This window comes from Streptomyces viridosporus (assembly GCF_002078235.1).
Taxonomy (GTDB): domain Bacteria; phylum Actinomycetota; class Actinomycetes; order Streptomycetales; family Streptomycetaceae; genus Streptomyces; species Streptomyces viridosporus.
In genome coordinates this window covers 1-16,146 of record NZ_MSGP01000365.1, presented here as the reverse complement: position 1 = coordinate 16,146, position 16,146 = coordinate 1, and the positions used below count along the sequence as shown (strand labels likewise).

The window sequence follows — 16,146 nt, the reverse complement described above, 5'->3', positions numbered from 1 at the left end:
GTGCCCCGGGGCACCAGGGGCGGGATCACCTGGGTCCCGGGCGCGGCGACCATGCTCAGGTACACGTTGAGGTAGTCGCCCTTCACCCCGCGCAGCACCTCGTCGGTGAACGGGTACGTCAGCAGCACCTGGAGCGAGTCGGGCAGGTCCGCGCCCGCGTCCGCGAGGGCCTTCAGGGTCGGCGCGATGGCCTCGAGGTCGGCGATCATGTCGTCCTTGCTCGCGTCGATGGTGGAGACGGCGACGCCGGAGAGCGTGTCGAGGGAGCGCAGCATGGTCAGCAGGGAGCCGCGCTGCCTCTCGAGCGTCTTCAGCCCGGGTGAGAGGTCGGTGAGGACGGTGCCGACGTCGTCCTTGCGGGTGGCGAGGGTCGCGGAGAGCCGGTTGACGGCGTCGAGGGCGTCGGTGATGTCGCCCCGGTGGTCGTCGAGGTCGGTCACCAGGGTGTCGACCCGTCTCAGCAGGGAGCGGACCTCGGGTTCGCGGCCGCCGAGCGCCGCGTTGAGTTCCCGGGTGATGGTCCTGAGCTGGTCGACCCCGCCGCCGTTGAGGAGCAGGGACAGCGCGCCGAACACCTCCTCGACCTCGGTGTTGCGGCTGGTGCGGGAGACCGGGATGACGCCCCCGTCCTCCAGCCTTCCGGATCCGCCCTCCCGGTCGGGGGCGACGAGCTGGACGTACTTCTCGCCCAGCAGGCTGGACTGTTCGAGCCGGGCGGTGGCGTCGGCGGGCAGCCGCACATCGCCGTTGATCCTCATGGTGACGCGGGCCGACCAGTCGTCGCGGCCGAGTTCGATGCGGGTGACCCGGCCGACGGCGACGTCGTTGACCTTCACCGCGGACTGCGGGACCAGGCTGAGCACGTCCTGGAGTTCGGCGGTGACGGTGTAGGGGTGGTCGCCGAGGTCGGCGCCGCCGGGCAGCGGCAGGTCCTCGATGCCGTCGAAGCGCGGCAGTTCGACGGTGACCGCGCCGAGGGCCAGGGTGAAGCCGAGGCCGAGGGCGAGGAGTCCGCCCAGGGTGAGGCCGGCGGCGCCGCCCGTGGTGAGCGCGCCGCGCCTCACCGCCGCGGCCCTGGGGCCGAAGTGCCGTCCGCCGCGCTTCATCGCTCCCCCTTCCCGGTGGCCGCGGGCCCGTCGCCGTGCGCGGACGAGCCGCCCGTCGCGGGCAGCGGCAGCAGCGGTCCGCCCATGCTGATCTCGTTGAGGTTGGCGCGGCCGTCGAGGGTGCGGGTGTCGGGGTTGTAGGCGCCCACCACGTTGCCCGCGGCCAGCGGCGCCACGTCCAGTGCCTCGGCGAGCGAGGCCCGTTGCTCGACGAGGGTCCGGGTGAGGGGGACCAGCCGGTCGACGTTCTTCTTCAGCTCGCCCCGGTTGTCCTCGATGAAGGTCTTGACCTGGCCGAGCGCGGTGCCGAGTTCCTCGATCGCGCCGGCGAGGTCGTCCTTGTTGTCGGCGAAGAAGCCGACGACCTCGTCCAGGCGTTCCTGCGCGGTGCGCACGTCGGTGTCCTTCTCCTTCAGCATGGTGGTGAAGGTCTGGAGCCTGCGCAGCGTGCCGAACAGGTCGCCGCTGCTGCCGTCGAGGGTCCTGGCCGCCTTGCCGAACTCCTCGATGCCGTCGCCGATGGCCTCGCCGTTGCCGTCGAGGTTGGCGGCGCCGGTGCTCAGCAGTTCGGACAGGGCGCCGCCGGAGTTGGCGCCGTCCGGGCCGAGTGCCCGGCCGAGTTCGGTGATCGAGTCGTAGAGCTGGTCGATCTCGACGGGGGTGCGGTTGCGCGCGGCGGGCAGGACGGCGCCGTCGGCGAGGGCGGGGCCCGTGCTGTGGGCGGGGGTGAGCTGCACGTAGCGGTCGGCGACGACGCTCGGCGCGACGACGACGGCCCGTGCGCCCTCGGGGACCTTCACGCCCTCGTCCAGCAGGAGGCCGACGCGCACCGTGGTGCCCTGCGGCCGCACCGACTCCACCTCTCCGACCCGCACCCCGAGGACGCGCAGGTCGGACCCGGCGTAGATGCCGACGGCGCGGTCGAAGTAGGCGGTGATGCGGGTGCCGTCGGAGTCGAGGACCCGGACGGCGGTCAGGCCGCCGGCGGCGAGCACCGCGAGGGCGAGCACGCCGGTGAGGACTCTTCTGCGTCTGCTCATCGCTCACCGCTCCCCTGGGCCGCCGCCTGTCGCGGCGGCATGCAGCCGGTCTCGGGCAGGGACGTCTCGGGCAGGTAGTCGCGGGGGACGACGCCGCACAGGTAGCTGTCGAACCAGCGGCCGTTGCCCAGGGTGTTGCCGACCAGGCGGTAGTACGGGCCGACCAGCGCGAGGGTCTTGCCGAGCTGGGTGTTGTTCTTCTCCAGGACGTCGGTGACCCGGCCGAGGGCCTTGAGGGTGGGGCCGAGCTGCTTCTCGTTGTCCTCGACGAGGCCGGCGAGTTCGATCCCGAGTTTCCGGCTGCCCTTGAGCAGGGCGCGGATGGCGTCGCGGCGGTCCTGGAGTTCGCCGAGCAGGGAGCCGCCGTCCTCGATGAGGGTCTCGAAGCTGGACTTCCTGTTCTGCAGCGTCTTGGTGAACCGGGCGCTGCCCTCGAGGAGTTCGGAGAGTTCCGCGTCGCGCTCGGAGACGGACCTCGACAGCGCGGACAGGCCGTCGGCGGCCTTGCGCACATGGGGCGGGGAGTTCTCGAAGGTCTCGGAGAGGGTCTCGAAGCTCTCCGCGAGCCGCCGGGTGTCGATCTCCTCGGCGGTGGAGCCGAGGTCCTGGAACGCCTGTGTCACGTCGTAGGGGGAGGTGGTGCGGGACAGCGGGATGCGGCTGCCGGGGTCCTGCCGGCCGGAGCCGAGCGGGTCGAGCGCCAGGTACTTGTCGCCGAGGAGGGTCTTGATGGCGATGGCGGCGGTCGTCCGGTCGCCGAGCCAGGCGTCCTCGACCTCGAAGGTGACCTTCACCCTGGCGCCGTCCAGGGCGACGCCGGTGACCTCGCCGACCTTGACGCCGGCGATGCGCACCTCGTCGCCCTCGTCGAGGCCGGCGGCCTCGGAGAAGTCGGCGCTGTAGTGCGTACCGCCGCCGAACGGCAGCCGCTGCGCGTGGTGGACGAGGGCGGCGAGCAGGGTGAGGGCGAGCAGTCCGACGACGGCGACGGCGACGGGGTTGCGTTCCCTGACCGGTGTGATGCGCGGACGCCGGGACGCGGCCGGCCGGCCGGTCCGGTCGCGCCGTGCGAAGGGTCTCATCCGCGGCACCTCGATTCGGTGATCGCGATGCCGGTCGGCGCCTCGGAGCCGTCGGAGGTGGTCACTCCGCTCACGCGTGCCTCGCAGAGGTAGAGGTTGAACCACGATCCGTAGGAGGACAGGCGGGCCAGGGCGGTCATCTTGGCGGGGGTCCGGTCGAGGAAGTCCTCGATCCGCCCGGTGTGTTCGCCCAGGCCCGTGGAGAGCCGGCCCAGTTCGCGGATGTCCCGTTCGAGGGGCGCGCGTCCGTCCTCGAGGAGGCCGGCGGTGACGGTGGTCAGGTCGCCCATGGCCTCGACCGCCTCGCCGAGGGGTTCGCGGTCGTCGTTGAAGCCGGTGACGAGGTCCCGCAGGGTGACGACGAGGTCGTCGAAGCCGTCCTCGCGGTCGTTGAGGGTCTTCAGGACGGTGGTGAGGTTGTCGACGACCTCGCCGATCACCTCGTCCTTGGCGGCGACGGTCGTGCTGAGCGAGCCGATGTGGCGGATCAGGCTGTCGACGGTGGCGCCCTCGCCCTGGAGCACCTGCACGATCGATCCGGCGAGTTCGTTGACGTCCTTCGGGGAGAGCCCTTCGAACAGCGGCTTGAAGCCGTTGAAGAGCAGGGTCAGGTCGAGGGCGGGCGTGGTGCGGTCGAGCGGGATGGTGTCGCCCGCCTCGAGGGTGCCGGTGGGGTCGCCGCTGCCGCGGTCGAGGGCGATGTAGCGCTGGCCGACCATGTTGAGGTACTTCACGGCGGCGGTGGCCGACCGGGGCAGCCGGCGGTCCTCGCGGACGGTGAAGGTGACCTGCGCGGTGCGCCGTTGCACGACGCGGACATCGGTCACCTCGCCGACCTCCACCCCGGAGATCCGTACGCTGTCGCCGTCGACGAGTCCGGTGACGTCGGTGAACAGGGCCCGGTAGGTGCTGGTGCCGGTGCCGACGCCGGTGTCGGCGACGCTGAGGCCGAGCACGGTCGTGGCGAGGGCGGTGACCACCACGAAGGCGAGGGACTTGAGCAGCGGCCCGGTCAGCGGGCGGCGCCGGGTGTGCGCGTGGTCCGTGCCGGTCATCCGAGGGTCACCTCCGTACCGCGGTAGGCCGGGCCGACGAGCAGGCTGCTCCAGTCGGGCAGGTCGCCGGGGTGCCGGCCGGCGGCGGGTGCGAGCAGTTCGTTGACGAGGTCGTTCTCCTGCGGGGAGTTGGCGGGCCCGAGGTCCTGGTCGGCCGCCCCGGCGGCCTGCGCGGCGGGCCGGGCGAGGGAGCCGAGGTAGGGCACGGAGGGGCAGCGGGGGCCGCCGCCGGCGCCGTACACCGGGGTGTCGCGGCCGGGGAGGTAGGCGCCGCGCGAGGGGACGGCGGTGACGTCGACGTGGATGCCGGGCCGGTCGGTGCCCTTGCCGAGCGCCTTGTCCATGGCGGGCACGAACTCGGCGAGGGTGCGCAGGGTGCAGGGGAAGGAGGGGGAGTACTCGGCGAGCAGTTCCAGGGTGGGCCGGCCGGTGGCGCTGAGCCGGATGATGTTCTTCTCGTTCTGCCGCAGGAAGGCCGTCATGTCCTCGGCCGTCCGGGTGGTGGCGCCGAGGGTGCCGGCGTACGCGGCCTCCTGCTCGGCGAGGGTGCCGCTGGTGGTGGTGAAGTCGGTGAGCGCCGTGATGATGTCGGGCGCGGCGTCCGCGTAGACATGGCTGACCTTCACGAGCTGCTTGAGGTCCCGGTTGAGGGTGGGCAGGTGGGGGTTGAACTCCCTGAGGTGCGCGTCCAGTCGGCCGAGCGTGTCGCCGAGCCGGTCCCCGCGCCCCTCCAGGGCCCGCGAGACGGCCGACAGGGTCGCGGAGAGCTTCTGCGGCTGGACGGCGGTGAGCATCGGCAGGACGTCGTCGAGGACCTGCTGGAGTTCGACGGCGTTCTCGGAGCGGTCCTGGGGGATGACGGCTCCGGCGGCCAGGGGTTCGGCCGAGGGGGTCTCGGGCGGCACCAGGGCCACGAACCGCTCGCCGAACAGGGTGGTCGGCAGCATCTGCGCACGGACGTCGGAGGGGACGTCGTCGAGGGCGCCGGGTTTCATGGCGAGGGTGAGCCGGGCCCCGTCGTCGGTGGCCTCGACGGCGCGGACCTCGCCGACGACGACGCCGCGCAGTTTGACCTCGGCGCCCAGGTGCATCTCGTTGCCGACGCTGCCGGTCTCGACGACCACCGGGTCGGAGTCGGTGAACCTCTTGTCGTAGACGGCGACGGCCAGCCAGACCAGCAGGGCGGGGACCAGCAGGAACACCACCCCGGCACACCGGCGGCGCACCGCTCCGCCTCGTGCTCCGCTCATCTCACCCCGCCACCTTCACGGTCGTGGTCGCGCCCCACAGGGCGAGCGACAGGAAGAAGTCGGTGACGCTGATCAGCACGATGGCGTTGCGCACCGAGCGGCCGACGGCGACGCCGACGCCGGCGGGGCCGCCCGTGGCGCGGTAGCCGTAGTAGCAGTGGGCGAGGATCACCATCACGCTGAAGATCAGCACTTTCAGCACCGAGAGCAGGACGTCCGTCGGGGAGAGGAAGAGGGCGAAGTAGTGGTCGTACGTGCCCCGGGACTGGCCGTTGAACAGGACGGTCACGGAGCGGGACGCCAGGTAGGAGGAGAGCAGCCCGATCGCGTAGAGCGGGACGATGGCGACGACCCCGGCGATGATGCGGGTGGTGACCAGGTAGGGCATGGAGCGGATCCCCATCCCCTCGAGGGCGTCGACCTCCTCGTTGATGCGCATGGCGCCGAGCTGGGCGGTGAAGCCGGCGCCGACGGTCGCGGAGAGGGCGAGTCCGGCGACCAGGGGGGCGATCTCGCGGGTGTTGAAGTAGGCGGAGACGAATCCGGTGAACGCGGCCGTGCCGATCTGGTCGAGGGCCGCGTAGCCCTGGAGTCCGACGACGGTTCCGGTGAAGAGCGTCATCGCGATCATCACGCCGATGGTGCCGCCGATGACGCCGAGGCCGCCGGAGCCGAAGGCGACCTCGGCGAGGAGGCGCTGCACCTCCTTGAGGTAGCGGCGCAGGGTCCGCGGGATCCACAGCAGCGCCCGGGCGTAGAAGAGCAGGTGGTCGCCGGAGCGGTCGAGCCAGACGAGCGGGGAGGCCATCGGGCCTCAGCCTCCCTTCGGCGGGACGATCTGGAGGTAGAGGGCCGTCATCACCATGTTCACGAAGAAGAGCAGGAGGAAGGTGATGACGACGGACTGGTTGACGGCGTCGCCGACGCCCTTGGGGCCGCCGCGCGGGTTGAGGCCCCGGTAGGCGGCGACGATGCCCGCGATGAACCCGAAGACCAGCGCCTTGAGTTCGCTGATGTACAGGTCGGCCGGCTGGGCGAGGGCGGAGAAGCTGGACAGGTAGGCGCCGGGGGTGCCGTCCTGCAGGATGACGTTGAAGAAGTAGCCGCCGAGGGTGCCGACGACGGAGACCAGGCCGTTGAGCAGGACCGCCACGCCCATGGTGGCCAGGACCCGGGGCACGACCAGGCGTTGCACGGGCGAGACGCCCATGACCTCCATGGCGTCGAGCTCCTCGCGGATCTTGCGGGAGCCGAGGTCGGCGCAGATGGCGGAGCCGCCGGCGCCGGCGATCAGCAGGGCGACGATGAGCGGGCTCGCCTGCTGGACGACGGCGAGGACGCTGGCGCCTCCGGTGAACGACTGGGCTCCCAACTGCTGGGTCAGGGAACCGACCTGGAGCGCGATGACGGCGCCGAAGGGGATGGAGACGAGGGCGGCGGGCAGGATGGTGACGCCCGCGACGAACCAGAACTGCTCGACGAACTCGCGGAACTGGAAGGGTCTTCGGAAGATCGCGCGGCTCACTTCGGCGGCGAGCGCGAAGAGCCGGCCGGTCTGCCGCAGCGCGCCGGTGATCATGCGCCGCTCCCGGCGGCGGGCATCGGCAGGGTGGGCGCCCCGGCGTTCCTCGCGTCGGCCTCCCGGAGGGCGGAGCGCGCGGCGGGCGGCAACTGTTCAATCATGCTCATGACACGCTCGCGCCGCCGGGCGACGGCCCGGCGCGGCGGGAGGCCGGGCGACGGCTCCAGTTGCGGGACGATCCTCCGGGGCCGGGGCGGGGCGGTGCCCGCGGCGCCCGCCTCGGCGGCGAGGGTGGCCGCGTCCTTCTCCTCGGACATCCCGATGGGGCCCTCGCGCCGACCGTCGAGGAACTGGGCCACGACCGGCTCCTCGCTGGTGAGCAGCACCTCGCGCGGGCCGAAGGTGACGAGCTCGCGCCGGAAGAGCATCCCCATGTTGTCGGGCACGGTGGCGGCGATGTCGAGGTTGTGGGTGACGATCAGCATCGTCGCGTCGATCTGCGCGTTCAGGTCGATCAGCAGTTGGGAGAGGTAGGCGGTGCGGACCGGGTCGAGCCCGGAGTCCGGTTCGTCGCACAGGATGATCTGCGGGTCCAGCACGAGCGCGCGGGCCAGGCCGGCCCGTTTGCGCATGCCGCCGCTGATCTCTCCCGGGAGCTTGCCCTCCGCGCCCAGCAGCCCGACGACCTCGATCCGCTCCATGACGATGCGGCGGATCTCGGACTCCTTCTTGCGGGTGTGCTCGCGCAGCGGGAAGGCGATGTTGTCGAAGAGGGACATGGACCCGAAGAGGGCCCCGTCCTGGAACATGAGCCCGAACAATTTCCGGGTCTCGTAGATATCCCTCTCAGGACTGTTCACCATGTCCACCCCGTTGATGAGAACACGGCCCTTCTCGGGTTTGAGCAGCCCTATGAGCGACTTCAGGAAAACGGTCTTCCCGGTGCCGGACGGGCCCAGCATCACGCTCACCTCTCCGGCGGGAAGGGTGAGTGTCACGTCCCGCCAGATGCTCTGCTCACCGAAGGACTTGGTCAGGCCCTCGACCACCACTTCGATTCCCATGTCACCTCCAGCGGACGTGTGTCGGACGTGCACCGGGGGCGCACGTTAAGTCGGCGCGGAACGTGCTGACAACGGGTGCGGCGCCGATTCCCCGCTCCCCTCCCGGAGTTTGTCACCGCGCAGACAACACGCCGGACCCGCACTTGTCTCCGGGGAGACAGGGCGGGGTCCCGCGGCTCCGGGGGGTGTGGATCCGCGGGACCCCGCCGACGGATCCCCGGCCCGGACGGGAGGGCGAGGCCGGAAAGCGTCCGTCATGGCTCCGGCCGGCGGGGGCCACCGACCCGGAACCGAGCACCACACCGGCACGTTACGACCGAGTAACCTCGGCGGGCAATACCGGAATCCGAGTTTTCCGGGACACCGACTTCAGCCATCCGGAACCTGTCAGGACGCAGATAAAGCACACCTTCGAAATTGTCACCGGGTGAGCAGGACGGCCCGACGGCGAGCGGCGAGCGGCGAGATTCCGCAACACCGGCCGAAAACTTCGACGTTGACATGTGGTGACTAAGGCGATCCGCGAATCACTCACCCCGGAAACAGATGGTTCCACTTTTCAAAGAATCATGAACAGTGGCATTGTTCGGCCAAGTTTCCCGCAAGTAACGTCATTGCTCGCGGACAGGGAACACCGAGCCGCGGGCCGCACGGCCTCCCTCTCGATCACCTCGGTCACGGCCCATCTCTGCCGGTCAATCCACAAGGAGAGTCCCAGAGCCATGAAGAAAACCCTCAGAAGGACCGCTGTCGTGGCGGGTGCGGCCGCGGCCGCGTTCGGCCTCACCGCCGGGACCGCCTCGGCGGTGCCCTCCACGGTGTGGACCGTCACCCCGTCGGGCAGCTACACGGCGACGAACAGCGGCAACATCGTGCTGACCGCCACCATCCCGATGACGTGCACGGTCTCGGGCGCGTCGGGCACCATGGGGAGCGCCACCGGCAACCCCGCCACGGTCGCCACCATCAACGCCATCAACTTCGGCACCTCCGCTTCGCCGTGCACCAGCGTCCTGGGCACCGTCACCACCGTGGCGGTCACCCCCTGGACCGTCGTCGCCCAGGACTACACCGCCTCGACCGGCGTCACCAAGGGCTACGTCGGCAACGTCACCGCCAACGTGACCGCCGGCGCCTGCAAGTTCACCGTGACGGGCAAGGCCTCGGCCACCTACACCAACTCCACCGGCATCCTGGCGGTCAACAGCGTCGCCGGTGACCTGGCCGTCAGCTCCAGCCCCGCCCCCGTCAACTGCGGCACGGTGGTCACGACCGCCACCAGGCCCGTCTTCAAGGGCAACTACGCCATCAAGGCGTCGAACGGCACCATCCCGAAGATCATCGGCTCCAACCCGTAAGGCACCGCCCGCCCGCGTCCGCCCGGCCGGCGCTCCCGGCCGGGCGGACGCGGACCGTCCCTGCCGGACCTCAGGGAAGCCGGCCGCCGGCTTCCGACGTCAAGCGACCCGAGCGGAGCAGCATTGAGAGGCAACCGTGTCGCCGCGCCGCGGCCACCCCGTGCCCGTGCCAGGACGGCGACGATCGGCGCGTTCGTCGTCCTCGCCGCCATGGTCCCGGCGGCGGCCTCCGCGTCGGGCAGCCAGGAGGTCGACGCCGAACTCCCCTACGTCTGCGCGTTCCCCTCGGGAGAGCTGCCGGCGACGGTGCGGGTCTCGGCGGCGTTCCCGGACCGGGCGAAGGCCGGCGAGGCGTTCTCGCCCACCGGCGTCACCACCACCGTGGAACTCCCGGCGGAGGCGGTCGCGGACCTCACCGCGCCCGGGGCCGCCACCGCGCGGGCCGCCACCCGCCTCACCGTCGGCGTCACCCAGAACGAGGCCGCCGCCGAGGCCACCTGGCGCGGCACGGCGGAGCCGGTCGCCCTCCCCGGGTCCGGGCCGCTGACGCTGACCACGACGGGGGACGTCCCCTCGGTGACCGGGCGGAGCGACGGCGACCTCGTCCTCTCCGCCGGGAACCTCGCCGTCGACCTGGAACTCGGCGCGGCGGCCGGGGCCGCCGCCGACCCCGGCCCGCTGACCGTCGACTGCTCCCTCGCCGAGGACGCGCCGGAGGAGGGGCTGCTGGCCACCGTGCCGGTCGGCACGGACGCACCGGAGCCGAGCGGCCCGCCGTCCCTCCCGGGTTCCCCTCCCGGGCCGTCCGGTCCCTCCTCCGGACCGGAGGAGGAGCGGGGGGAGCGCGCGCCGAAGGTCACGGAGGGCACGCCCGGCGGCACCGCCGCGGACCGCGACGCACCACCGTGCCGCTACGACGAGAACCGTCCGCCCACGTCGGCGTCGCTGAACGCCTACGTCACGGGCTACTCCAACGTGAACAAGCTGAAGGGCGCCTCGCTCCTTCCGGTGTCCTGCATGCTGATCGAGCAGGGCATCCCCGGTGACGGCCCCCCCGACCCGGACCACCTCGTCTTCGACACCGTGTCGCAGGGCGACTTCCACTACGAGGGGCGCAAGCGGACACCCCCCGTCGAGAGCACCTTCCTGGCCTTCGGCTTCACCCCGGTGAAGGCCACCATGGTGCTGGAGCAGACGGGACCCATCAGGATCGACTCGCGCATCAAGATGCGCCTCTCCGACCTCCTGACGATCGGGGAGACCTACATCCGGGCCCCGCTGGTCCTCCGGGTGACCGCCCTCGAGGTCAACGGCACCCCCCTGGACGTCGGCCCCGGCTGCACGACCGAGAAGCCCCTCGCCTCCCCCGAGCCGGACCCCGCGAACCACCCCGGTGACCACGTGGTGCTGTACGGCAGGGGCGAGCAGGTCTTCGGCGAGGACGCCACCGGTTACATGCTCCTCACCGGCGGCCCGCTGACCGGCGAGGTGACCATCCCCGCCTTCACCGGCTGCGGCACCGGCGGCGAGCGGATCGACCGCCTCCTCACCGCCTCCGTCTCCGGCTCCGGCAACTACATCAAGCAGATCCAGGGCCAGACGTGCTCGATCGCCAACCCGGTGTTCGAGACCCCGTTCACCAGGGGCGAGTGCACCGAGGACCTGCAGCCCTACCAGATTCCCGTCCCCGAGCGCTGAGCCGGCCCCTCCCTCCCGTTCCCTCCCACCTCCACGGAAGGCCATCCCCATGTCCCGGTTCTCCCCCCGCACCAGAGTCGCCACCGTCTCCGCCCTGACCGCGCTCGGCGCCCTGGCCTCCCTGGGCACCGCGACCGCCGCCGAGCCCGCGCTGAACGGCGAGTGGGCGCCCTTCACCCGCTGCCCCGTCGACGCCCCGGCGATGCTGGCCGCCGACGGCTTCGCCAAGACCCCGCAGTGCGTGGTCTCCACCTCCGCCGGCGGCTCCATCAAGCTGGGCAAGACCACCGTGGTCACGGGCAGGACCAACCTCCAGATCGGCGTCGTCCAGAACACGGACGGCACCAGCAGTGTCGTCGCCCCGCCCTCCGGCGCGCTCGTCGCCGACCCCGCCACCGTGCCCGGCGGCCTGCTCGGCCTGATGTGCCCGAGCGACATACCGGTGATCACGGCCCTCTGCGAGACGCTCGAGAACTCCAGCCTCAACAAGATCACCGCCACCATGGAGTCCGTCGGCGCGCCCTACGCCTTCGACCAGACCGCGGGCGTCCTCACCGACCTGCCCATCGTCGCCCTGCCGGTCCGCATCCACCTGGAGAACCCGCTCCTGGGCGGCAAGTGCTACATCGGGTCGGCGTCCCACCCGATCGTGCTGCGCCCGAAGAACCTCAATTACCCCGAGTTCGGGATGAGCCTCTTCCAGGGCAACGGCACTCCCGACGAGGCCGGCGAGATGAGCCGGATCAACCTCACCGGCGCCACCCAGAACGACAGCACCTTCGCGGTTCCCGCCGCCACCGGCTGCGGCCTGAACATCGGCCTGATCAACGCCGCGGTCAACGCGAAGACCGGCCTGCCCTCCGCCTCCGGGAACAACAACCTCACCCTCGACAACACGCAGACCCACCTCACCGGCCTCAACGCGCCCGGCACCGTCGCCCCCGACGCCGGCAGGGTCCTGGCGGAGAACTGGCACTCCGCCGTCAGGTGACGGCCGGGCGGGCCGACGTTCCACCACCGCACCGGAGACCGGTTCCCGTGCCGGTGAAGCGGTTTCCTCCCAAGTGGTGTACAGCACAATAAAGTTGATTTACCTTCAGCTTTTCGGACCGGTGTGCACCTGGTGGGCCGGCCCAGGTTCCGTCCGCCGTCCGGCGTGGCGGTGCCCGGCCGGCCACCCTGCCGGACATGTCGGAGAGCAAGGGATCGCTCATGCCCTCAATCGCACGCCCTTCGGTGCTCGGTGAACCGCTCGATCCGCTCCCCAGGAAGTTCGCGGCCTTCATGCGGCCGGAACTACCGGGCCTGCTGAACGAGATACGGACCGAGGTCACCCGCGTCTACCCGGTGTACGGCCGGCTGCTCAACGGTCCGGACGGGGACGCGATCCGCCAAGGCGTCGAGCAGGCGCTGACCGCCTTCGTGGACCGCGTGGCCGACCCCGGCAAGAGCTCCGAGACACGGGACCAACTGCTGCGCAGATTCGGCCGGGTGGAGGCCTACGAGGGCCGCGACCTGGAGATCCTGCAGGGCGCCTACCGGCTCGGCGCCCGCATCGCGCTGCGCCGGGCCAAGACGTTGGGCCGGCAGTACAGCCTCTCCCCCACGCTCGTCCTCGCCTTCGCCGACGCCCTCTTCGCGTACGTCGAGGAACTGGAGGCGGTCACCCGCGAGGGGTACGCGGAAGTGCGGGAGCGGGCCGCGTCCGAGGTGTCCGCGTTACGAAGACAGTTACTGCACCTCCTCCTCGCCGCTTCGCCGCTGCCCCGGACGACCGTCTCCGAGCTGTGCAAGGCCGCCGCCTGGGAACTGCCCCGGACCTGCTTCCTCGTCGCGCTCCGCCCTCCGGTGCCGGAGCACATCCAGGCCGGACTCGACGGCGACGTCCTCGCCGACCTGGACATCCCGCAGCCGCACCTGCTCGTCCCCGGGGACCTCACCCCGCAACGCCTCGACATGCTCGGTACCGCCCTGGCCGGCACCCGTGCCGCGGTGGGCCTGCCCGTACCGGTCGCGCAGGCCGCCGACTCCGTCCGCTGGGCGCGCCGTGTGCTCCAGCTCGTCGACGACGGTGTGGTGCCCGACGTCCCGCTGCTCCGCTGCGAGGACCACCTGATCACCCTGTGGCTGCTGTCCGACCCGGCCCTCGTCGACCATCTCGCGGCCCGTGAGCTGGCCCCGCTCGCCGGTCTGCCCGCCAGGCGGCGCGACCGGCTCGTGGAGACCCTCCGGGCCCACGTCTCCACCCGGGCGCCCGCCGAGCAGGTCGGCGAGATGCTGGGCGTGCACGCCCAGACCGTCCGCTACCGCCTGCGGACCCTGGACGGCTACCTGGGCGACCGGCTCGCCGACCCCGACCGCCGCTTCGCCCTCGAGGTGACCCTGCGCTCGCTCCACCTGCGGGAGCACGACCGCACGGAGTGATCGCCGCACCGGACGGAGTGATCGCCGCACCGGCGTGAGGCCGTACGCCGGCCTCACGCCGGTGCGGCGCGGGGGTCCTACGCCGGGTTCGGCCGCCACTGCCGGCAGCCGTTGTCCAGCCAGGTCCACTGCCGTACGTCGGCGCCGTCCGCGAGCGGGGCCGCCCGCGCGGACGGCTGCCCGCACGAGAGGGCGAGCAGCAGCGCGGCCGGCAGGGTCAGTAGGCGACGGGCCATCCGCTGCTCCAGTCCAGGAGGTTGATGCCGAGCTTGGGGGTGCCGTTGTCGTTGCCGTCGTAGTAGTGGTAGACGATCAGGTCCCCGTCGACGTCCTTCAGGATCGACTGCCCGCCGGGGCCGATGACGCTGCCGTGCGACTCGAGCACGGGCGTGCCCCCGTTGCTCGTCATCGCGACGCCGTTCCTGTCGCGGTACGGCCCGGTGACGCCGGTGGCGCGGCCGACCTTGACCTTGTAGGTCGAGCCGGTGCCGGCGCAGCAGGTGTCGTAGGAGGCGAAGAGGTAGTAGGAGCCGCCCCGCTTGACGATGAACGGCGCCTCGACGGCCTTGGTCCCGGTGGGGCGGGAGGCCAGGGAGTAGCGGGTGGTGTTCGAGGAGAGCTGCTTCCCGGTGGAGGGGTTGATCTGGATCATCTTGATCCCGGTCCACCAACTGCCGAAGGAGAGCCACCACTTGCCGTCGTCGTCGACGAAGAGGTTGGGGTCGATGGCGTTGTAGTCGCTGGAGGAGGTGGAGGTGTGGACGGTGCCCTGGTCCGTCCAGCTGCCCGGCCGCCCGGTGGTGGAGGTGGCCAGCCCGATGGCGGAGGTGTTCGAGCCGAACGACGAGACGGAGTAGTACATCAGGTACCTGCCGCCCTGGTACGAGATGTCCGGCGCCCACGCCTCCGGCACGGAGGAGTAGGTCCGCCACCAGCTCGGGCGGGACGAGAACGCGTCCGCCCCGGCGGAGAAGGCGGTGCGGTCGGCGGAGGTCTTGCTGCTGATCCCGCCGCCGGTCGCGTAGAGGAGGTACTGCCCGGAGGGCGTCCGGATCATCGACGGGTCGTGTGTGACGACGGAGCCGGTGACCCGGCCGGGGTTGGGGTACGCCGAGGCGGTCGTCGGCACGAGGGCGAGCAGCGCGGCGGCGGGGAGGGCGAGGAGAGCGGTGCGCGTTCGGGTGAGACGGAGGGTGCGGCTCATGCGGGTTCTCCTTGCGGTGGGGGTCACGGCCTGATGGCGCGTTCGCCATCTCGAACAGCGATCGCAAGTTCGAACGGACCGTAGAATCGAACCCCTTGCGCGTCAATGACCCGCGCAGCCCCGATCCCCGGCGGACGCGGCGCAGGAGAGGTCGGCGCGCGGACGCGCTCCGCCGGACCGGCCCAGCGACCGCCGGTGAGCGGACAGGGCGAACTCCGGCCCTTCACATCCGATCGCGCCCGGTCACGCCCGACCGCGTCCGACGCGCCACAACAGGGCGAACCGGGACGTAACGGAACCCCGTGTGAACGGGAGGGGGCCGGTCCGTGGACAATGGCCCACCGGGGCCGCCCCGGCGCACTCACGCAGCCCCGCACAGCACAGCAGGCACAACAGGAGGCGCTCCCTTGGAGCTCAGCAGGCGTACCTTCACCGCCCTGGCCGGCACGGCGGCGCTCGGCCTCGCGCTGGCCGGCAGCAGCGGGGCGGTGCCCGGACCGCGCGTGGCGCGCACCGTGCCGACGGGACCGCCGCCCCCCGCGCCGAGCGCGGACGGCAAGCGGCACCGGGTCGGTTTCGACCGGTACTCGCTGCTGGTCGACGGCCGGCGCCTGGTGCTCTGGTCCGGTGAGGTGCACCCCTTCCGGCTGCCGAGCCCGTCCCTGTGGCGGGACGTGCTGCAGAAGCTGCGCGCCCACGGGCACAACGCGGTCACCGTCCACGTCCCGTGGAACCACCACTCCCCCGCTCCCGGACGGTACGACTTCACCGGGGTGCGGGATCTGGACCTGTTCCTGCGGACGGCCGCCGAGGAGCGGCTGTACGTCGTCCTGCGCCCGGGGCCGGGCGGTGCCGCCGACGTGGACGCCGGCGGCCTCCCGGGGTGGCTGACGGTCGCCGAGGGCACGGCGCGGACCGCCGACCCGGCGTACCTGCGGCACGTCGACGAGTGGCTGAGCGCGGTCGACGCCATCGCCGTCCGGCACCTGTTCACCCGGGGCGGCGGCACCGTGCTGCTGTACCAGCTCGAGGACGGGTCCGGCGTCCCCGCCGACGATCCGGCCGGGCGCGCCCACCTGACCCACCTGTACGAGAAGGTGCGCGCCGACCGCATCGACGTACCGCTGTTCCGCACGGGCGGCGGGCCGGGCGGAAGCGGGGCGCCGGAGCTCCTCGGCACCGGCCGGGAGAAGGGGCGCCTGCTGCACGGGGTCGACGTGGCCACCGCGCCCGGTGAGGTGCCGCCGGACCTCGGGCACTTCGGGGAGCACGGGGCCGGCGCCGGTGCGCGCACGCCCGGGTTCCTGGCCGGGGCGGCCGGCGGGGCGGCCGACCCGTGGGGC

The 16,146-nt window shown here is 71.9% G+C and carries 15 protein-coding genes; 5 read left to right on the top strand and 10 right to left on the bottom strand.

Annotated elements, in window-relative coordinates; genetic code table 11:
* The 8 genes from B7L92_RS25365 to B7L92_RS25330 all read right to left on the bottom strand — a co-directional run.
* Positions 1-1,106: MCE family protein (locus B7L92_RS25365; RefSeq protein WP_255311130.1), on the bottom strand; the 1,106-nt coding region annotated here is incomplete at its 3' end.
* The gene (locus tag B7L92_RS25360) at positions 1,103-2,146 is read right to left on the bottom strand and encodes an MCE family protein (protein ID WP_081239728.1); all 1,044 of its coding nucleotides are present in this window, start codon (positions 2,144-2,146) and stop codon (positions 1,103-1,105) included. The genes B7L92_RS25360 and B7L92_RS25365, both read right to left, overlap by 4 nt.
* Positions 2,143-3,228, bottom strand: coding sequence for an MCE family protein (locus B7L92_RS25355; RefSeq protein ID WP_081239727.1), 1,086 nt, complete (start codon positions 3,226-3,228; stop codon positions 2,143-2,145). The genes B7L92_RS25360 and B7L92_RS25355 overlap by 4 nt, the downstream gene beginning before the upstream one ends.
* Positions 3,225-4,283 carry an MCE family protein gene (locus B7L92_RS25350; RefSeq protein WP_081239726.1) on the bottom strand — a complete coding sequence of 353 codons (1,059 nt, stop codon included), beginning with the start codon at positions 4,281-4,283 and terminating at the stop codon, positions 3,225-3,227. The genes B7L92_RS25355 and B7L92_RS25350 overlap by 4 nt, the downstream gene beginning before the upstream one ends.
* Positions 4,280-5,533 carry an MCE family protein gene (locus B7L92_RS25345; RefSeq protein ID WP_081239725.1) on the bottom strand — a complete coding sequence of 418 codons (1,254 nt, stop codon included), beginning with the start codon at positions 5,531-5,533 and terminating at the stop codon, positions 4,280-4,282. The genes B7L92_RS25350 and B7L92_RS25345 overlap by 4 nt, the downstream gene beginning before the upstream one ends.
* Position 5,534: 1 nt before the next feature.
* Positions 5,535-6,341, bottom strand: a complete 807-nt coding sequence (locus B7L92_RS25340; protein ID WP_004988584.1) for an MlaE family ABC transporter permease — start codon at positions 6,339-6,341, stop codon at positions 5,535-5,537.
* 6 nt (positions 6,342-6,347) lie between these two features.
* On the bottom strand, positions 6,348-7,112 hold the full coding sequence (locus B7L92_RS25335; protein WP_081239724.1) for an MlaE family ABC transporter permease: 765 nt from the start codon (positions 7,110-7,112) through the stop codon (positions 6,348-6,350).
* A complete protein-coding gene (locus tag B7L92_RS25330; protein ID WP_081239723.1) occupies positions 7,109-8,119 on the bottom strand; it encodes an ABC transporter ATP-binding protein in 1,011 nt (336 codons plus the stop codon). The genes B7L92_RS25335 and B7L92_RS25330 overlap by 4 nt, the downstream gene beginning before the upstream one ends.
* Before the next feature lie 722 nt (positions 8,120-8,841).
* On the opposite strand from B7L92_RS25330, the gene B7L92_RS25325 reads away from it, so the two are divergent.
* The 4 genes from B7L92_RS25325 (at position 8,842) to B7L92_RS25310 (ending at position 13,599) form a co-directional block, all read left to right on the top strand.
* A complete protein-coding gene (locus B7L92_RS25325; RefSeq protein ID WP_081239722.1) occupies positions 8,842-9,477 on the top strand; it encodes a hypothetical protein in 636 nt (211 codons plus the stop codon).
* 123 nt (positions 9,478-9,600) lie between these two features.
* Positions 9,601-11,175, top strand: a complete 1,575-nt coding sequence (locus B7L92_RS25320) for a DUF6801 domain-containing protein (RefSeq protein WP_081239721.1) — start codon at positions 9,601-9,603, stop codon at positions 11,173-11,175.
* 49 nt (positions 11,176-11,224) lie between these two features.
* Positions 11,225-12,166 (top strand): hypothetical protein, encoded by a 942-nt coding sequence (locus tag B7L92_RS25315; protein ID WP_081239720.1) that lies wholly within the window; start codon positions 11,225-11,227, stop codon positions 12,164-12,166.
* A gap of 221 nt (positions 12,167-12,387) precedes the next feature.
* Positions 12,388-13,599 carry a PucR-like N-terminal domain-containing protein gene (locus tag B7L92_RS25310; RefSeq protein ID WP_081239729.1) on the top strand — a complete coding sequence of 404 codons (1,212 nt, stop codon included), beginning with the start codon at positions 12,388-12,390 and terminating at the stop codon, positions 13,597-13,599.
* Between the two features lie 77 nt (positions 13,600-13,676).
* On the opposite strand, the gene B7L92_RS40725 is transcribed toward B7L92_RS25310, so the two are convergent.
* Both B7L92_RS40725 and B7L92_RS25305 read right to left on the bottom strand, forming a co-directional pair.
* Positions 13,677-13,835, bottom strand: coding sequence for a hypothetical protein (locus B7L92_RS40725; RefSeq protein ID WP_159461061.1), 159 nt, complete (start codon positions 13,833-13,835; stop codon positions 13,677-13,679).
* Positions 13,817-14,803 (bottom strand): arabinan endo-1,5-alpha-L-arabinosidase, encoded by a 987-nt coding sequence (locus B7L92_RS25305; protein WP_081239719.1) that lies wholly within the window; start codon positions 14,801-14,803, stop codon positions 13,817-13,819. Before B7L92_RS25305 ends, B7L92_RS40725 begins: the two co-directional genes overlap by 19 nt.
* 407 nt (positions 14,804-15,210) lie before the next feature.
* Here B7L92_RS25305 and B7L92_RS25300 point away from each other — a divergent pair.
* Positions 15,211-16,146: beta-galactosidase (locus B7L92_RS25300; RefSeq protein WP_174704016.1), on the top strand; the 936-nt coding region annotated here is incomplete at its 3' end.

What these genes read in the sequence shown, in the direction of transcription:
- B7L92_RS25305 (WP_081239719.1), bottom strand. Translation starts at nt 14,803, where the DNA reads ATGAGCCGCACCCTCCGTCTCACCCGAACGCGCACCGCTCTCCTCGCC.
- B7L92_RS25345 (WP_081239725.1), bottom strand. Translation starts at nt 5,533, where the DNA reads ATGAGCGGAGCACGAGGCGGAGCGGTGCGCCGCCGGTGTGCCGGGGTG.
- B7L92_RS25315 (WP_081239720.1), top strand. Translation starts at nt 11,225, where the DNA reads ATGTCCCGGTTCTCCCCCCGCACCAGAGTCGCCACCGTCTCCGCCCTG.
- B7L92_RS25335 (WP_081239724.1), bottom strand. Translation starts at nt 7,112, where the DNA reads ATGATCACCGGCGCGCTGCGGCAGACCGGCCGGCTCTTCGCGCTCGCC.
- B7L92_RS40725 (WP_159461061.1), bottom strand. Translation starts at nt 13,835, where the DNA reads ATGGCCCGTCGCCTACTGACCCTGCCGGCCGCGCTGCTGCTCGCCCTC.
- B7L92_RS25330 (WP_081239723.1), bottom strand. Translation starts at nt 8,119, where the DNA reads ATGGGAATCGAAGTGGTGGTCGAGGGCCTGACCAAGTCCTTCGGTGAG.
- B7L92_RS25355 (WP_081239727.1), bottom strand. Translation starts at nt 3,228, where the DNA reads ATGAGACCCTTCGCACGGCGCGACCGGACCGGCCGGCCGGCCGCGTCC.
- B7L92_RS25325 (WP_081239722.1), top strand. Translation starts at nt 8,842, where the DNA reads ATGAAGAAAACCCTCAGAAGGACCGCTGTCGTGGCGGGTGCGGCCGCG.
- B7L92_RS25360 (WP_081239728.1), bottom strand. Translation starts at nt 2,146, where the DNA reads ATGAGCAGACGCAGAAGAGTCCTCACCGGCGTGCTCGCCCTCGCGGTG.
- B7L92_RS25340 (WP_004988584.1), bottom strand. Translation starts at nt 6,341, where the DNA reads ATGGCCTCCCCGCTCGTCTGGCTCGACCGCTCCGGCGACCACCTGCTC.
- B7L92_RS25350 (WP_081239726.1), bottom strand. Translation starts at nt 4,283, where the DNA reads ATGACCGGCACGGACCACGCGCACACCCGGCGCCGCCCGCTGACCGGG.
- B7L92_RS25310 (WP_081239729.1), top strand. Translation starts at nt 12,388, where the DNA reads ATGCCCTCAATCGCACGCCCTTCGGTGCTCGGTGAACCGCTCGATCCG.